The organism is Klebsiella sp. SWET4, assembly GCF_024296565.1.
GTDB lineage: Bacteria > Pseudomonadota > Gammaproteobacteria > Enterobacterales > Enterobacteriaceae > Klebsiella > Klebsiella variicola.
This window is the reverse complement of record NZ_JANCOB010000008.1, coordinates 175,413-191,532: the sequence shown is the minus strand read 5'-3', so window position 1 is coordinate 191,532 and position 16,120 is coordinate 175,413. Positions and strand designations below refer to the sequence as shown.

Below are 16,120 nucleotides of genomic sequence, written 5' to 3'. Positions count from 1 at the left end.
GGTGGCTTCAACTCCGGAATCAGCGTTTCTCCAGACTCTGTCGCAGCGTCCCGGCTGGCGCATGGCTGTTGTTGCCGAGATAGCGGACGTCATCGACAGCCCAGCACTGGCCTTCCTGGATCATCAGCACTTCATCTTTCCAGCTCTGGGTGCCCTGTTTCAGTTCGACGCGCAGCGGAATATTGCGCGCATCACGGTTCGGGATGGTGGAGGCGCTGGCGACCACGGCGCTGTCTGCTGGGGTGCTGCTGCTGGAGAACGGGTTAGCCTGCAGCAGTTTGCTGTTGGCCGGATCCTGGCGGGCGTCATTGAGTAACTGCGCCAGTCCGTCGCTCAGATAGGGGCGCAGCGCCGCCGGATCCTGAGTGCGGTTCTGGATCTGAGTGTCATAGAATTTTTGCGCTACGTCGTCAGGGCCGCCTTCGACACAGGGGCCGCTGCGGGTACCATTATCTTTATAGGCCGGGGTGACGGTCGTACAGGCGCTGAGCGCCAGCGCGCAAGGGAGAAGTACAGCAAGAAGTTTGTAGCGCATGATGATTTCCTTATAAGCGAACTACGTTTTCAGTTTCCGTTAAAGCATAGCGTATAGCGTGCGGATTGTACTTGACGCAAAGAGCTAAGACCTTGATGTGACAACGGCCTTAAGGCAGGAAGTCGACAATGCGCATCACCGAATGATATTCAGGCAGGAAAAACCAGGCGCCGTTTAAAAATAAACAGACTTTTTGGGCAAACAAGAAACATTACCCGGACAATAGGATAATGTTTCTTGAGATATAAGATTAATTACTTCTTCTTATAGATGTTAGCGGAGACGTGCAGTTTTTTATCGGTATTACCGGAAGAGAGCACGATAACGTCCGCGCCTTTTTCATCGGCCTTTTTAATCAGCTCTTCACGGGCATCGCTCGGCGCAGTCTGGCCGGTAGAGGAAATGGTGCCGATTTTGGTATATTGCGTATGGACCTTATTAAAGGCTTCTTTCGTTAAAATCTCAGCGGAGAAGGCGTTCGCCGTTAAAAACAATGCTGCACCTGCCACTAAAGCTGCATATTTCATATTTTTAGACTCCATTGTTTATTTTGCTATCATCATGCTCTTGTTTTAACTCACCAATGAGCGATTTCAGATTGTACTAACGCCGCTTTTTTTTCAAGCAAAATACTGCAATTTTATGACGATTAGTTAACGCTTTTTTAAAGAAAAGATGACGAGGTTCTCATTGATAATGCTTGCTTTTTTTTGCGGGATGAACATTGAGGCGACGCAAGACCTTTTTTTACTGTGGTTAGCTGAAAATTAGCTGAGGCGCACGCAGGAGAAGGGACCGGGACGCTGACAGACATTCCCGGTAACATGGTTTATCATATAGAACAGCAGGGGCTGCACCCATGGTCATGCAGGCCACCAGGGAGATAAGATGTTAACAAATAAGCGAGAGCGGGCCCGGCAGCAGCGAGCCGCGTTGTGGGCCACTAAAGATAATGTTCAGCGCCATGCGCTGTCCATGAGTATGCCCTGGCTGGCCTTTGTCAATATCGCTTTTGCGTTAATGATTTTCTTCCGCAATTTTATCTTTACCTATTTTGATAAGAAGTTACTGACGCACCGGGCGGTTATTCCTTATATCGAAGTGGCGCTGATCGCGGTTATTATTATTTCGGCCATTTTAGTGATTATTGCCGTCACGCCGCGGCTTGCGCAGGGGCGATATACGCTGAATATCATCACCGGGCTGCTGCTGGCGCTCAGCCTGTGCTGGTCCCTGAGTAATTACTGTTTTATCTTTTTCTGGACCTTGCCCTTCGCCTGGCCGCTGCTGGTGATTTTAATGACCACCGGCCTCACCGCGCTCTATCACCACTGGCCCGGCATTATCGCCTTTATGCTCCCAATGTGGGTGACCGCCTTGCTGGCAGGGGTGCAGATTCACTATGACGGTGAATTTCGTTTTTTGACCTTATGGGCTATTTTCACCGCGATTTTGCTTTATGGACGGCGTATTCTGCAGCGCTGGTATGATGAAGCCTGGGATACGCATCAGGAAAATATGCAGCTTATCCAGCGGCTGGAAAGTATCGCTAACCGGGATGCCTTAACCGGAACGGCCAATCGCCGGGCACTGAATGCTTTTCTGGCGCAGCTCTGGGAGCAAAAAGCGCCGTTAGCGCTGATCATGATCGATGTCGATTACTTTAAGCGTTATAACGACCATTACGGCCATCAGGCCGGCGATGACTGCTTATCGTCTGTCGCGCAGGTGCTTAAAATGGCGGTGCGGGCTGAGGACGATTTGGTGGCCCGCTACGGCGGCGAGGAGTTTGTCGTGTCGCTGCCGGGGGTTTCCTTAGCGCACGCCACCGTCATTGCCGAGCGCATTCAGCAGAAAATCCACGACGCGGCCTTGCCGCATGAAGCCTCTGCAGTGGCGGCGGTAGTGACCGTCAGCATGGGCGTGGTGGCTTCCGACGGCACGGTCCCGATGGAGACGCTGATCGCCCGGGCGGACAGTGCGTTGTACCAGGCTAAAAATAAAGGACGTAATCAATGGTCTTATTAACCCGGCTCCACTGCCGGGCGAGGGAAAGGGGATGAAACGGATTGCGCAGGTCGCCCTGCTGGCGCTGCTGTTAACCGGCTGTGCCGGGGAAAAGGGAATTATCGATCGCGATGGATACCAGCTGGACACTCGCCATCCGGCGCAGGCGGCCTATCCGCGAATAAAAGTGCTGGTGATCCACTATACGGCAGACAATTTTGATGTTTCTCTGGCGACGTTGACCGATAAAGAGGTCAGCTCCCACTATTTAATCCCCGAGCAGCCGCCGCGTTATCAGCATAAACCGCGGATCTGGCAGCTGGTGCCGGAAGAGGATTTAGCCTGGCATGCCGGGGTGAGCTACTGGCGCGGCAGTACGCGTATCAATGATACGTCCATCGGCATTGAGCTGGAGAACCGTGGCTGGCAGAAGACGGCGGGCGTCAAAAGCTTTACCCCCTTCCACCCGGAACAGATAGCGGCCCTGATCCCGCTGGCGCGCGATATTATCACCCGCTACCACATCGCGCCGCAGAACGTGGTGGCCCATGCCGATATCGCGCCGCAGCGTAAAGACGATCCGGGGCCGCTGTTTCCCTGGCAGCAGCTGGCGCAGCAGGGGATCGGCGCCTGGCCAGACGAGCAGCGAGTGGCCTTTTATCTGAACGGACGGCCGGCCAGCGATCCCGTTGACCCAGAGGTGGTGCTGGATTTGCTGGCGCGCTACGGCTATCAGGTGACGCCGGAGATGACCCCCGCGCAGAAGAAGCGGGTGATTATCGCCTTCCAGATGCACTTCCGTCCGCAGCGCTGGGATGGCGTAGCGGATGCGCAAACTGAAGCGATAGCCGAGGCGCTGTTAGAAAAATATGGCCAGGGTTAGCGGTGAAGTTTACCGTGGTCGCGTAGCCAGGCGGCGGTACGCACAATGCCGTCGTCAAGCGTCACCACCGGCTGATAGCCCAGTTCATCCTGCGCGCGGGTGATGTCGAGCGTAAAATCAAAGTTAAGTTTGGAAACGCCGTAGTGGGTAAAGGCGGGCTCTTTGGCTGTTTTATCGCCAAAACGTTCCATGCTGCGGGCAATAATATCCAGCATCGGGTAGGGAACTGAGCGGATCCGGCACTTGATGCCCAGCTCGTCGATCAGTTTCTGCACGATGCTTCGCAAGGTGCGCGGTTCGCCGTTGCTGATATTCCACGCGCGGGCGGAAGGAAGATGATCGCAGGCCGACTGGCTCGCCAGCCACATCGCATGCACGGCGTTTTCATAATAGGTCATGTCGACCAGCGCGCTGCCGCCACGCGGCAACAGGACGCTGCCATAATGCTGCATCATTTGCGCCAGCCGGGGAATAAAGACTTTATCGTGCGGCCCGAACAAGCTCTGCGGACGCAGAATGGTAAAACGGGTGTGCGGGTTGGCCTGCGCCAGCAGGTTGATCACCTCCTCGCTGGCCGCCTTGCTGCGGGCAAACTCGTTGGCGAAGCGATGCGGGCGGAAATCTTCCTGGATATCGCGATGGTGGTGATAATCGAAATAGAGCGATGGCGAAGAGATATGGACGAAATTGCGCACCCCCCATGCCACAGACCATTCGCCCAGACGGCGGGTGGCGCGGACGTTAGCGAGATCGAAAGCCTGCTGGGTGCCCCAGGGCGAGGTAAAGCTGGAGCAGTGCCACAGGGTATCGATACCGGCGAGCATCACTTTAGCCTGCGAAGAGACCAGCTCGGTTAAATCGGCCGGGATGAATTCTGCCCCCATTTTGCTCAGAAGCTTACCCATCGCTTCGTTGCGCCCGGTGGCTCTCACGCTGATGCCCTTATTGCGCAGATATTCCACTGCGTTGCGGCCTAATCCGCTGGTCGCACCGGTAACCAGTACCTTCATATCACTCTACTGTCCCAGAAAAGAATTTCGTGCGCATTTTTCCGTGATTCTCCCGACTATGCAATGAGAATCATGAAAGAATAATGCTTATCCTTGGTCTCTGCCTGAGATTTGTTCGGCCAGCCGGGCGATGCGTTGCGCCATACCGCGGAAAATAAACAGGTGCGCCGGGATCATCAGCAGCCAGTAGATCAGTCCGGGCATACCGTGCGGGTGCCACCAGGCGCGCACGTCCAGTTCGCGATGGTCGCCTTTATCGTTTATCGTAAAGCTTAACCGGCCCAGCCCCGGCGCTTTCATACCGAACAGCAGGGTGAGCTGTTTTTCTTCCTCCACGATAATTACCTTCCAGCTGTCGACCGTATCGCCGGTTTGTAGATAGTCGCGCTGCGGCCGTCCTTTGGCTAACCGATGGCCGACCAGCAGGTCCATCGCACCACGGGTTTTCCACAGCAGATTGCCGAAAAAATACCCCTCTTTACCACCGATTTGGTTAACGACCTGCCACAGGGCCTGGCGGCTCGCCTGGGTGGTGACGGTGCAGCCAGCCTGTTTCGGAAAGTAGCCGTACTCCGGTCGCCAGCGGGCGAAAGCCTGGGCGTCGTAGCCCCAGTCGCTGGAGTTTACCAGTTGCTCTTCTTCTTTCAGCGTGCGGCGAACCGCCTGATCGAAGGGGATCAGCGTTTGCGGGATCAGCGCTCGCAGCGCCCGGTCGTCGGCGATCAGATCGTGCTTCAGCCCCTGAATCAGCGCCCTGGCGATGGTAGGCGGCACCGAGGTGATAACGTTAAGAAACCACACTGAGATCCAGCGCGTCGGCAGGGGAATGGGAATGAGCGGGCGATGTTTACCGCTGACGGCCATAAAGTGGATAAACTGCTGCTGATAGCTTAACACCTCCGGACCGGCGGCTTCGAAGACGCGATGCGCGTTGGACGGATGATTCAGCAGCTCAACCAGGTCAACGAGCAGGTTTTCCAGCGCGACAGGGGTAGTACGTGAACGAACCCAGCGCGGAGGGGTCAGCACGGGCAGGTTATAAACCATATCGCGCATCACCTCGAAGGCGGCAGAGCCGGCGCCGACGATAATCCCGGCCCGCAGTTCGGTCACCGGCACACCCGACTCACGCAGGACCTCACCGGTCACCTGGCGGGCGCGCAGATGGTCAGATTGTTCCTGCGCCGGGGCCTGCAGTGAACTGAGAAATATCACCTGGCGCACTGACGACTGACGCAGGGCATCGCGCACATGCGTGGCCACCCGGCGCTCATGGGCGATAAAATCGCCGCCTTCGCCCATACCGTGTACCAGATAATAAAGGGTATCGATGCCGGCGAGCAGTGCAGGCAGAGCCTGCGGCTGATTAAGATCGACTGACCGACAGGTGACGCCGGGCAAATCGAGCTTTTGCAGTCGGTCGATATGGCGTGCCGCCGCCAGCACTGGATAACCCCGCGCGCTTAACTCGCGCACCAAATGCTGGCCAATATAGCCGCTGGCGCCGAGCACCAGAACCGATTGCGACACGCCTGACTCCTTAGCGCTGTAAAAAAGCCTGCCAGTGAGCGACCACCTCGCTCAGCTGCTGACGGTTGACATCCAGGTGAGTGACCAGACGGACAACAGGCGAGGCGTTAATCAACACGCCGCGCGCCTGCATAAACTCGCCGAGCGCCGGGGCCTGCGCTTCGCCGACGCGCACAAACAGCATGTTGGTATCATGGCGGGTGACGTCGGCGCCGATGGCGCGAAGCTGCTCCGCCATCCACGCGGCGTTGTCATGATCCTCCTGCAGGCGCTGCACGTTATTTTTCAGCGCGTACAGCCCGGCAGCGGCCAGTATGCCCGCCTGGCGCATGCCGCCGCCGACCATTTTCCGCCAGCGGATAGCACGGCGAATGTATGCCTCGCTGCCCAGCAATAGCGAGCCTACCGGGGTGCCAAGCCCCTTTGACAGGCAGATGGTGAAGGAGTCGCAGTACTGAGCGATATCACGCAGTTCGCAGCCGTAGGCCACTACGGCGTTAAAGATACGCGCGCCGTCGACGTGCAGCGCCAGGTCGCGCTGGCGGGTAAACGCCCAGGCTTCCTGCAGATAGTCGCGCGGCAGCACCTTACCGTTGTGGGTGTTTTCCAGGCTCAGCAGGCGGGTGGGGGCAAAATGGATATCGTCGGGTTTGATTTTCGCCGCCACTTTATCCAGCGGCAGCGAACCATCGGCTGCGGCGTCAATCGGCTGTGGCTGAATACTGCCGAGTACTGCCGCGCCGCCGGCTTCGTACAGATAGTTGTGCGCCCCCTGGCCGACGATATACTCTTCGCCGCGCTGACAGTGGCTGAGCAGGCCAACGAGGTTGGCCTGGGTGCCAGTGGGCAGAAACAGCGCCGCCTCTTTGCCCGCGAGGTCGGCGGCATAGCGCTGCAGTTCATTGACGGTAGGGTCGTCGCCATACACATCGTCCCCGACCGGGGCGGCCATCATGGCCTCCAGCATGGCGCGCCCGGGACGGGTAACGGTATCACTGCGTAAATCGATCACGGCTTTTCCTTGGTCTGGTTCAACGTATTGCTTCTGTTTTACCTGAGCCAGTTGGTTTTCGCCAGTTCGATGACCTCATCGCCGCGCCCGCTGATGATCGCCCGCAGCATATACAGGCTAAAGCCTTTCGCCTGCTCCAGCTTGATCTGCGGCGGGATAGCCAGCTCCTCTTTGGCGACGACGACGTCGACCAGCACCGGACCGTCGGTGCGGAAGGCGGTCTGCAGCGCTTCATCCACCTCGGAGGCTTTTTCAACGCGTATACCTTTGATACCGCAGGCCTCGGCGATGCGGGCGAAGTTGGTATCGTGGAGCTCCGTACCGTCGGTGAGATAGCCCCCGGCCTTCATCTCCATCGCCACGAAGCCCAGCACGCTGTTGTTAAAGATGACAATTTTCACCGGCAGCTTCATCTGCGCCAGCGACAGAAAATCGCCCATCAGCATGCTGAACCCGCCGTCGCCGCACATGGCCACCACCTGCCGCTCCGGGGCAGTAGCCTGGGCGCCGATGGCCTGCGGCATGGCGTTGGCCATTGAGCCGTGGTTGAACGAGCCCAGCAGGCGGCGTTTGCCGTTCATTTTGAGGTAGCGTGCCGCCCAGACGGTGGGGGTGCCGACATCGCAGGTGAAAATGGCGTCTTCATCGGCAAAATGACTGATCTGCTGTGCCAGATATTGCGGGTGGATTGCCTTATCGCTGGGTTTTGCCAGATCGTCGAGCCCTTTTCGCGCGTCGCGATAGTGCTCCAGCGCTTTATCCAGGAAGTGGCGATCGGTTTTCTCTTCCAGCAGCGGCAGCAGCGCTTTTAGCGTCGATTTAATATCGCCCACCAGCGCCATATCGACCTTACTGTGGGCGCCGATGCTGCCGGGATTGATGTCGATCTGAATAATTTTGGCGTCGGTTGGATAGAAGGCGCGATAGGGGAACTGGGTGCCCAGCAGGATCAGGGTATCGGCGTTCATCATGGTGTGGAAGCCAGAGGAGAAGCCAATCAGCCCGGTCATGCCGACATCGTACGGATTGTCGTACTCCACGTGCTCTTTGCCGCGCAGGGCGTGGACGATGGGGGCTTTAATTTTGGCCGCGAACTCCACCAGCTCCTGATGAGCGCCGGCGCAGCCGCTGCCGCACATGAGCGCGATATTGCTGGAGTAGCGAATAAGCTGCGCCAGCTTGCGCAGTTCTTCTTCCGCCGGAGTGACCGTCGGCAACGGCGCATGATACCAGTGGCTGCTGGCGCTCTCCGGGGCAGCCTTCAGCGCCACGTCGCCGGGCAGCACCACCACCGAGACGCCGCGGTTAATCACCGCTTTACGCATGGCGATGGCCAGCACCTGCGGAATCTGTTCCGGGGTGGAGACCAGCTCGCAGTAGTGGCTGCATTCGCGGAACAGCTCCTGGGGATGGGTCTCCTGAAAATAGCCGCTGCCGATTTCGCTGGAGGGGATGTGGGCGGCAATGGCCAGCACCGGCACATGGTTACGATGACAGTCAAACAGACCGTTAATCAGATGCAGGTTGCCCGGCCCGCAGGAGCCGGCGCAGACCGCCAGTTCGCCGGTCAGCTGCGCCTCGGCGCCAGCGGCGAAAGCAGCCACCTCTTCGTGCCGGGTGGGCATCCAGTCGATGGTGCCCATGCGGTTCAGACTGTCGCTCAATCCATTGAGGGAATCTCCGGTGACGCCCCAGATACGTTTCACGCCGGCCTGTTCCAGCGTTTTGGCAATGTATGCGGCCACGGTTTGTTTCATGATCTCCATCTCCTTTTTGTGATAACGCCTTCAAGCTTAGATGAAACTGCAGGTTACGTTGCTGATTGTCCCTTATTTTTTGCTGGTTTTATTGCTGAAAAATTGTGCATACTCAGGGACCTCACAGGGTGTAAAACAGGAAGCACATCAGATGGTTAAGGGAATGTTAAACGCAGTAAATAAAACGCTGTCGCATGACGACGCCGGTAAACTCTTGTTACGACTCGCCGTCGGCGGGTTAATGCTGTTTCACGGTCTGCACAAGCTGCTGGACGGCGTGGGCGGGATCAGCGGCATGCTGGTGGCGAAGGGGTTGCCGGGGTTCATCGCCTACGGTGTGCTGGTGGGGAAGTGGTCGCTCCCTGCTTGTTAATTCTCGGCGTCCTGACCCGCCCGGCGGCGCTGGTGCTGGCGTTCACCATGGTGGTGGCGTGGCTGATGGTCGGTCTCGGCAAGACGTTTGCGCTTGATGCGGTGGGGGCGTGGGCGATCGAGAACCTGGTCTATTTCTTTGTTGGCGCGCTGGCGATTGCGCTACTCGGCGCAGGGCGTTATTCGCTGGCCGGCCAGTCGGCCTGGCGGTAAAAATGCCTCATTCGTCCTGGGGCGTAAAGTCGATACTGTTGCCGGTTTGCAACTTTTTCAGTCTGAGAAAATGTTTATCTCATGTCGCCTGAGCGTTTATTGTCGCCCGGGATTTTCCCGGAGGCGGCGCATTGCGCCTTCTCCGGGCTACCCAATCGCACAGCGCTGTAGCCCCGGTAAGCGGTAGCGCCACCGGGGATTTTGACCTCAGGCGAGAACCAGATCGCTCTGCGGATGGCAGGAGCAGGCCAGCACATAGCCGTCGGCGATTTCGGCGTCGGTTAACGTCATGGTGCTGGTGACGCTGTACTTCCCGGAAACCACTTTGGTTTTACAGCAGCCGCAGACGCCGGCGCGGCAGGCGACGGTCACCGGCACTTTATTGCTCTCTAGCGCATCAAGCAGTGTGGTGCCCACCGGCGCGTAAAACTCGCGCGCCGGCTGCAGTTTGGTAAATTTCAGTCCACTGGTCGCGGCTTCCGCCACCGGGGTGAAGAACTTCTCCTTAAAGAAGCTGGTGACGCCCAGGGCGGCAACATCCTGCTCGACCTTCTCCATATAAGGCGCCGGGCCGCAGGTCATCACGGTGCGGCTGGCTAAATCCGGCACGCTCTGCAGCAGCTCCCGGGTCAGACGGCCGGCGACAAAGCCATGAGTGGCATGGTGCTCTGCCACCAGGGTGACCGGATACTGGCGCCACTCCTCGGCAAAGATCACATCCTCCGGCGAACGCACGCTATAGATCACCTGCACGTCGGCCTGCGGTCGATACTTCGCCAGCCAGCGACGCATCGACATTATCGGCGTTACGCCGCAGCCGGCGGCCAGCAGCAGGAATTTATCTTCCGCTTTATCGTCGCAGGTAAACTCGCCCATCGCATCGGACAGCCAAAGGTAATCGCCGCGTTTGACCTCGCGGGTCAACCACTGCGAACCCGCGCCCTCGTCAATACGGCGAACGGTCAGCGTAATGTACTCGCTGACCCCCGGCGTGGAGGAAAGGGTATAGGCGCGCAGCGTTTCCGCCGAGTGACGCACGCTGACCAGGGCATACTGGCCGGCGCGGTACGGATAGTAATCGTGGCACAGCAGCGAAAGGGTCCACACGTCCGGGGTTTCCTGGTGAATGTGGTGAACCTGCATCCGCCACGGGCACTGGGAGGTTGGCATGGTCATCAGGGACTCCTTAAGCGCTCAGCAGCTGCTGCATATCTTGTTCCACGGTGGTCACGGAACGCAGTCCAAACTTCTCATTGAGGATCGCCAGCAGATCCGGGGTGAAGAAGCCAGGCGCCGTCGGGCCGGTGACGATGTTTTTCACCCCCAGCGACAGCAGCGTCAGCAGGATGACGATCGCTTTCTGTTCGAACCAGGAGAGCACCAGCGACAGCGGTAGGTCGTTAACACCGCAGCCCAGTTTTTCCGCCAGCGTAACCGCGAGAATAATTGCCGAGTAGGCATCGTTGCACTGCCCGGCGTCGACCAGACGCGGCAGACCTTCGATATCGCCGAAGTCCAGCTTGTTAAAGCGGTATTTACCGCAGGCCAGGGTCAGGATCAGGCAGTCATCCGGCACGCTGGTGGCGAAATCGGTGAAGTAGTTACGCTCCCCGCGGGCGCCGTCGCAGCCGCCGACGAGGAAGATATGGCGCAGTTTTTCACGGCTGACCAGATCGATCAGCGTATCCGCCGCGCCAAGCAGGGTCTGACGGCCAAAGCCGACGGTGATCAGATGCGGGATTTCGCTGTACGGGAAGCCCGCCATCTGCTGTGCCTGGGTGATAACCGGGGCGAAGTCTTCACCTTCCAGATGGTTCACGCCCGGCCAGCCGACGATGCTGCGGGTCCAGATGCGGTCGTCGTAGGCGCCGACGGTGGGGTCGATGATGCAGTTCGAGGTCATCACGATAGGGCCCGGGAAGCGGGCGAATTCCACTTGCTGGTTTTGCCAGCCGCTGCCGTAGTTGCCGATCAGATGTTTGAATTTACGCAGCTCCGGATAGCCGTGCGCCGGCAGCATTTCGCCGTGGGTATAGACGTTAACGCCGGTGCCTTCCGTCTGCTCAAGCAGGTTATACAGATCTTTCAGATCATGGCCGGAGATCAGGATGCACTTCCCTTCGGTGGCTTTAACGTTCACCTGAGTCGGCGTCGGGTGGCCATATTTAGTGGTTTCACCAGCGTCAAGGATGCTCATCACCTGGAAGTTCATCTGGCCGATTTCCATCGAACATTCCAGCAGCGCGTTCATATCCGCCGGCCAGGTTCCCAGCCATGCCATGATTTTATGGTACTGGGCATAAATCGCGTTGTCGTACTGGCCGAGTACGTGGGCGTGCTCCATATAGGCCGCCGCGCCTTTCAGGCCGTACAGGCACAGCAGACGCAGACCGAGAATATTCTCGCCGATGGCGGCTTTATCTTTATTTGGGGCATAGTCTGCCGCCTGACGCTGCAGGTCACCCAGATCGTCGCTGACCAGGTGTAAATCGGCTACCGGGTTATCAACCGAGGCGCTGGCGTCGAGGTTCTGGCACTGCGCTTTCAGCGCTTCACGCAGGGCAATCGCCTGGCGGGCGTAGCCGACGATGCGTGGAGAATCGAAGTTCACGTTGGTCAGGGTGGAGAAGAAAGCGCGGGGGGCGAAACTGTCGACCTCATGATCGATAATGCCATATTCGCGGGCCTTGAGCGCCCAGGCGGACAGGCCTTGCAGTGACGCAATCAGCAGATCCTGCAGATCGGAGGTTTCCGCTGTTTTACCGCACATCCCCTGCGCGTAAGAGCAGCCGTTGCCGGCTGGGGTACGAATGGTTTGTTCACATTGCACACAAAACATGGTCACACCTTTAAAGTTATATTTAATATACATGTTTAAGGTTATGCCGCATGGCACAAGGTGAAAAGGCATTTCTGATACAACTTAAAGGGAGATTGATTTAGCGCAAATTTGGCGGCAGTAAGTCTGCCGCCAGCGGGTATTCAGGCGGTAAAAAAGGCGATAAGGATCGGGACCAGCAGGCTAAGCAGAAAACCGTGCACGATGGCGGCAGGAACAATCTCGACGCCGCCGGAACGCTGGAGTACCGGTAAGGTGAAGTCCATCGAAGTGGCGCCGCACAGCCCCAGCGCTGTGGAGCGGCTGCGGCGAACAAGGCCCGGAATTAACATGATAGCCAGCAGCTCACGACACAGATCGTTAAAGAACGCCGCGCTGCCGATCACCGGGCCAAAGGATTCAGTGAGTAAAATACCGGAGAGCGAATACCAGCCGAAACCGCTCGCCATCGCCAGACCGGTCTTTAACGGCAGACCGAGAATAAAGGCGTTAAGTATCCCGCCAAGTAATGAACTGGCCATAACCACCATGGCGACGATCATTCCCCGACGGTTAAGGACTATTTGTCGCAGACTCATTCCATTATTGCGTAATTGAATACCGACGAGGAACAGGAGAAAGATTAGCGTATATTCGCTGGCTTCGGTCGCGTGCTGTAAAAAAGACAGGCCGGTCAGGCCGAGCAGAAAACCGAGCACCACCACGCCGCACAGCTGCAGCGATTCCAGGGCCATGGCCAGGCGCGAAGGTAATTTCTCCTGCCGATGCTGACTGCGCCATGGCATTTTACTTTCCAGCCACAACAGGGCGGCAATATTACACAGTAAAATGATGACCACGCTCACTGCAGCGTAATGCAATATGGCCAGCAGGTTGCTTGCCAGATTGTCGAGGAATGCCAGGCTGATCCCCATAAAAAAAAGGATGACATAGACAATCCAGCTGAGCATCCGGTTAATCAGTTTTAGCGCGGAGGGTTGACGAAGTGGCACCAGATAGCCGACAACCAGCGGCAACAGAATGATGAAGAGTCCCGATAACATGAACGATGCAGCCCTTGCATAATGAGAATAGCGCCCATGACACTACCCAAATCACCGGGCCGAGTAAAGCTGCCACCAGAAAGAAAAAGCCCGGAAACCCGGGCTTTACAAAGGATTAATCGCGTTTTTCCAGCAGGGTGCGATACAGCACGCCGCCGAGGATCCCGCCGACGATCGGCATGACCCAGAACAGCCACAGCTGCTGCAGAGCCCAGCCGCCCTGGAAAATCGCTACCGCGGTGCTGCGCGCCGGGTTGACCGAGGTGTTGGTAACCGGAATGCTGATCAAATGGATGAGGGTCAGCGCCAGGCCGATAGCGATCGGCGCAAAGCCCGCCGGTGCGTATTTATCGGTCGCGCCATGGATAACCAGCAGGAAGCCGCAGGTCAGGACAATTTCAATGACGATAGCCGACAGCATGGAGAAGCCGCCCGGGGAGTGTTCGCCATAGCCATTGGAGGCAAATCCGCTGGCGGCGGCATCAAAGCCGGCTTTACCGCTGGCCACCACGTACAGCACCGCCGCGGCAATAATGCCGCCGACCACCTGAGCGATAATATAGCCAATGACTTCTTTCGCCGGGAAACGGCCGCCGGCCCACAGGCCCAGGGTCACCGCCGGGTTGAAATGCCCCCCGGAAATATGGCCGACCGCAAATGCCATGGTTAATACCGTTAAGCCAAATGCCAGCGCGACGCCGGCAAAACCAATACCGAGCTCAGGGAAGGCTGCGGCAAGCACAGCGCTACCGCAGCCACCAAATACAAGCCAGAAAGTGCCGAAGCATTCTGCTGCTAATTTTCTGAACATAACCACCTCAATTAAATTGTATACGCGCACGAGCGGACCGTGCCGGTCTTTATTTATCGTGATAAGGGATGACGATAAAAATAAAGCGGCGTTATTCTAGAGATAATCGCCATCCCAGAGCCAGTTAAATATATTGATATTATTTGATTTAGGGCAAGGTGAAGGGATTCCGTTTGCCAGTGTAGTCTTTCCTTTATCCGTGGAAGATTATCAATAGTGTAGATCATAACGCCTGAAATAAAACTATTTTGTTTGATGAATAATCAACAGCCGGTAATAGGCGATAAGTGAGTAATTTTATGAATATATTTAATCCGCTGAATATGAGCCACGGATGCGATTAAGCAGAGTGTCATCTTGCCGTCGCCCTCGCTATACTGTTGATTACTGAAGGAGAGTGGTGGTTTAGCGGAGGGGATATGCTTCTTGAGCGCGTAGAAATCGTCGGTTTTCGCGGTATCAATCGTTTGTCGTTGATGCTGGAGCAAAATAACGTCCTGATCGGGGAGAACGCGTGGGGGAAGTCCAGTCTGCTTGATGCGCTGACCCTGCTTTTGTCCCCTGAGTTCGATCTTTATCACTTTGTACGCGATGACTTCTGGTTTCCCCCGGGCGACATCCAGGGGCGCGAGCACCATTTGCATATTATCCTGACCTTCCGTGAAACCGAACCGGGGCGCCATCGGGTCCGGCGTTTTCGTCCGCTTCAGCGCTGCTGGGTACCTTGTGACGATGGTTATCATCGGGTGTTCTACCGTCTGGAAGGCGAGCTCGCCGATGACGACAGCGTGATGACCCTGCGGAGCTTTATCGATGGCGAAGGCGAAGCGCTGGCGGTTGAGGATATTGATGATCTGGCCAGACACCTGGTGCGTCTGATGCCGGTGCTGCGCCTGCGCGACGCGCGCTTTATGCGGCGCATCCATAACGGGACGGTACCGCATTCGCCGCAGATAGAGATCACCGCCCGCCAGCTCGATTTTCTCTCCCGGGAGCTGGTCAGCCATCCGCAAAATTTATCGGACGGTCAGATCCGCGAGGGGTTGTCGGCCATGGTGCAGCTGCTGGAGCATTACTTTGCCGAGCAAAGCAGCGCCCAGACGCGGCATCGTCTGATGCGGCGGCGCTCCCATGATGAGCAGCGCAGCTGGCGCTATCTGGATATTATCAACCGGATGATCGATAAACCCGGCGGGCGCAGCCATCGGGTGATTCTGCTGGGGCTGTTTTCCACCCTCCTGCAGGCAAAAGGGACGGTGCGCCTCGATCGCGACGCGCGGCCGCTGTTGCTGATTGAAGATCCGGAGACGCGTTTGCATCCGATTATGCTCTCTGTCGCCTGGCACCTGCTGAATTTATTGCCGCTGCAGCGCGTGACCACCACCAACTCCGGGGAGCTGTTGTCCCTGACGCCGGTGGAGCAGGTCTGTCGACTGGTTCGTGAGTCGTCGAGGGTGTCGGCATGGCGGCTGGGACCCGGCGGAATGAATGCCGAAGACAGCCGGCGTATCGCCTTCCATATTCGCTTCAATCGCGCCTCATCGCTCTTCGCCCGCTGTTGGCTGCTGGTGGAAGGGGAGACGGAGACCTGGGTTATCAACGAACTGGCCCGCCAGTGTGGCCATCATTTTGATGCCGAGGGCGTGAAGGTGATCGAGTTCGCCCAGTCAGGCCTTAAACCCCTGATCAAATTTGCCCGCCGGATGGGGATCCAGTGGCACGTGCTGGTGGATGGCGATGAGGCGGGGAAAAAATATGCCGCCACCGTGCTCGGCCTGCTGAATAACGATCGCGAGCTGGAGCGTGACCATTTGACGAGCCTGCCAGCGATGGATATGGAGCACTTTATGTATCGCCAGGGATTTGATGACGTTTATCACCGGGTGGCGCAGATCCCGGATAATGTCCCTATGAATATGCGGCGGGTGATCACCAAGGCCATCCATCGTTCATCCAAGCCCGACCTGGCGATTGAGGTGGCGATGGAGGCCGGCCGACGCGGGGTGGACGCGGTGCCGACGCTGTTAAAGAAAATGTTCTCGCGGGTACTGTGGCTGGCTCGTGGTCGTGCAGATTAACCTGCGCCGTAGGGCTGGCGCAAAGCTCTC

13 protein-coding genes and 1 pseudogene are annotated in these 16,120 nt (G+C 57.5%); 4 read left to right on the top strand and 10 right to left on the bottom strand.

Annotation, left to right across the window (positions count from 1 at the left end):
- Positions 1 to 19 precede the first annotated feature (19 nt).
- Together NKJ21_RS18675 and yahO are read right to left on the bottom strand one after the other, a co-directional pair.
- The gene (locus NKJ21_RS18675; protein WP_012968629.1) at positions 20 to 535 is read right to left on the bottom strand and encodes a lipoprotein; all 516 of its coding nucleotides are present in this window, start codon (positions 533 to 535) and stop codon (positions 20 to 22) included.
- Between the two features lie 254 nt (positions 536 to 789).
- Positions 790 to 1,062: a DUF1471 family periplasmic protein YahO gene (yahO, locus tag NKJ21_RS18670; RefSeq protein WP_008805825.1), complete on the bottom strand. Its 273-nt coding sequence runs from the start codon at positions 1,060 to 1,062 to the stop codon at positions 790 to 792.
- 361 nt (positions 1,063 to 1,423) lie between these two features.
- Between yahO and NKJ21_RS18665 the strand changes: the two genes are divergently transcribed.
- Together NKJ21_RS18665 and NKJ21_RS18660 are read left to right on the top strand one after the other, a co-directional pair.
- The gene (locus tag NKJ21_RS18665; RefSeq protein WP_012968628.1) at positions 1,424 to 2,563 is read left to right on the top strand and encodes a GGDEF domain-containing protein; all 1,140 of its coding nucleotides are present in this window, start codon (positions 1,424 to 1,426) and stop codon (positions 2,561 to 2,563) included.
- A gap of 31 nt (positions 2,564 to 2,594) precedes the next feature.
- On the top strand, positions 2,595 to 3,425 hold the full coding sequence (locus NKJ21_RS18660) for an N-acetylmuramoyl-L-alanine amidase (protein ID WP_008805827.1): 831 nt from the start codon (positions 2,595 to 2,597) through the stop codon (positions 3,423 to 3,425).
- Here NKJ21_RS18660 and NKJ21_RS18655 read toward each other — a convergent pair.
- From NKJ21_RS18655 to poxB, 4 genes are all read right to left on the bottom strand, one after another.
- Complete coding sequence (locus tag NKJ21_RS18655) at positions 3,422 to 4,435, bottom strand: NAD(P)-dependent oxidoreductase (protein WP_008805828.1); 1,014 nt, start codon at positions 4,433 to 4,435, stop codon at positions 3,422 to 3,424. The two genes, NKJ21_RS18660 and NKJ21_RS18655, sit on opposite strands and share 4 nt — an antisense overlap.
- An 87-nt stretch (positions 4,436 to 4,522) precedes the next feature.
- A complete protein-coding gene (locus NKJ21_RS18650; protein ID WP_049154873.1) occupies positions 4,523 to 5,965 on the bottom strand; it encodes an SDR family oxidoreductase in 1,443 nt (480 codons plus the stop codon).
- A gap of 10 nt (positions 5,966 to 5,975) precedes the next feature.
- The gene (gene ltaE / locus NKJ21_RS18645; protein ID WP_023297312.1) at positions 5,976 to 6,977 is read right to left on the bottom strand and encodes a low-specificity L-threonine aldolase; all 1,002 of its coding nucleotides are present in this window, start codon (positions 6,975 to 6,977) and stop codon (positions 5,976 to 5,978) included.
- Between the two features lie 38 nt (positions 6,978 to 7,015).
- Positions 7,016 to 8,734: a ubiquinone-dependent pyruvate dehydrogenase gene (gene poxB / locus NKJ21_RS18640; RefSeq protein ID WP_008805831.1), complete on the bottom strand. Its 1,719-nt coding sequence runs from the start codon at positions 8,732 to 8,734 to the stop codon at positions 7,016 to 7,018.
- A gap of 151 nt (positions 8,735 to 8,885) precedes the next feature.
- Between poxB and NKJ21_RS18635 the strand changes: the two are divergent.
- Positions 8,886 to 9,319 (top strand): annotated as a pseudogene (locus tag NKJ21_RS18635) (DoxX family protein).
- Positions 9,320 to 9,526: 207 nt separating this feature from the next.
- On the opposite strand, the gene hcr reads toward NKJ21_RS18635, so the two are convergent.
- The 4 genes from hcr to aqpZ form a co-directional block, all read right to left on the bottom strand.
- On the bottom strand, positions 9,527 to 10,495 hold the full coding sequence (gene hcr, locus NKJ21_RS18630) for an NADH oxidoreductase (RefSeq protein WP_254733128.1): 969 nt from the start codon (positions 10,493 to 10,495) through the stop codon (positions 9,527 to 9,529).
- Positions 10,496 to 10,505: 10 nt separating this feature from the next.
- Positions 10,506 to 12,158 carry a hydroxylamine reductase gene (gene hcp / locus NKJ21_RS18625; protein ID WP_131035565.1) on the bottom strand — a complete coding sequence of 551 codons (1,653 nt, stop codon included), beginning with the start codon at positions 12,156 to 12,158 and terminating at the stop codon, positions 10,506 to 10,508.
- Between the two features lie 143 nt (positions 12,159 to 12,301).
- Complete coding sequence (locus NKJ21_RS18620) at positions 12,302 to 13,201, bottom strand: lysine exporter LysO family protein (RefSeq protein ID WP_008805835.1); 900 nt, start codon at positions 13,199 to 13,201, stop codon at positions 12,302 to 12,304.
- Between the two features lie 115 nt (positions 13,202 to 13,316).
- Positions 13,317 to 14,012: an aquaporin Z gene (gene aqpZ / locus NKJ21_RS18615; protein ID WP_023322274.1), complete on the bottom strand. Its 696-nt coding sequence runs from the start codon at positions 14,010 to 14,012 to the stop codon at positions 13,317 to 13,319.
- Positions 14,013 to 14,431: 419 nt separating this feature from the next.
- Here aqpZ and NKJ21_RS18610 point away from each other — a divergent pair, with 419 nt between their 5' ends.
- Complete coding sequence (locus NKJ21_RS18610) at positions 14,432 to 16,090, top strand: ATP-dependent endonuclease (protein WP_008805837.1); 1,659 nt, start codon at positions 14,432 to 14,434, stop codon at positions 16,088 to 16,090.
- Positions 16,091 to 16,120: the final 30 nt, after the last annotated feature.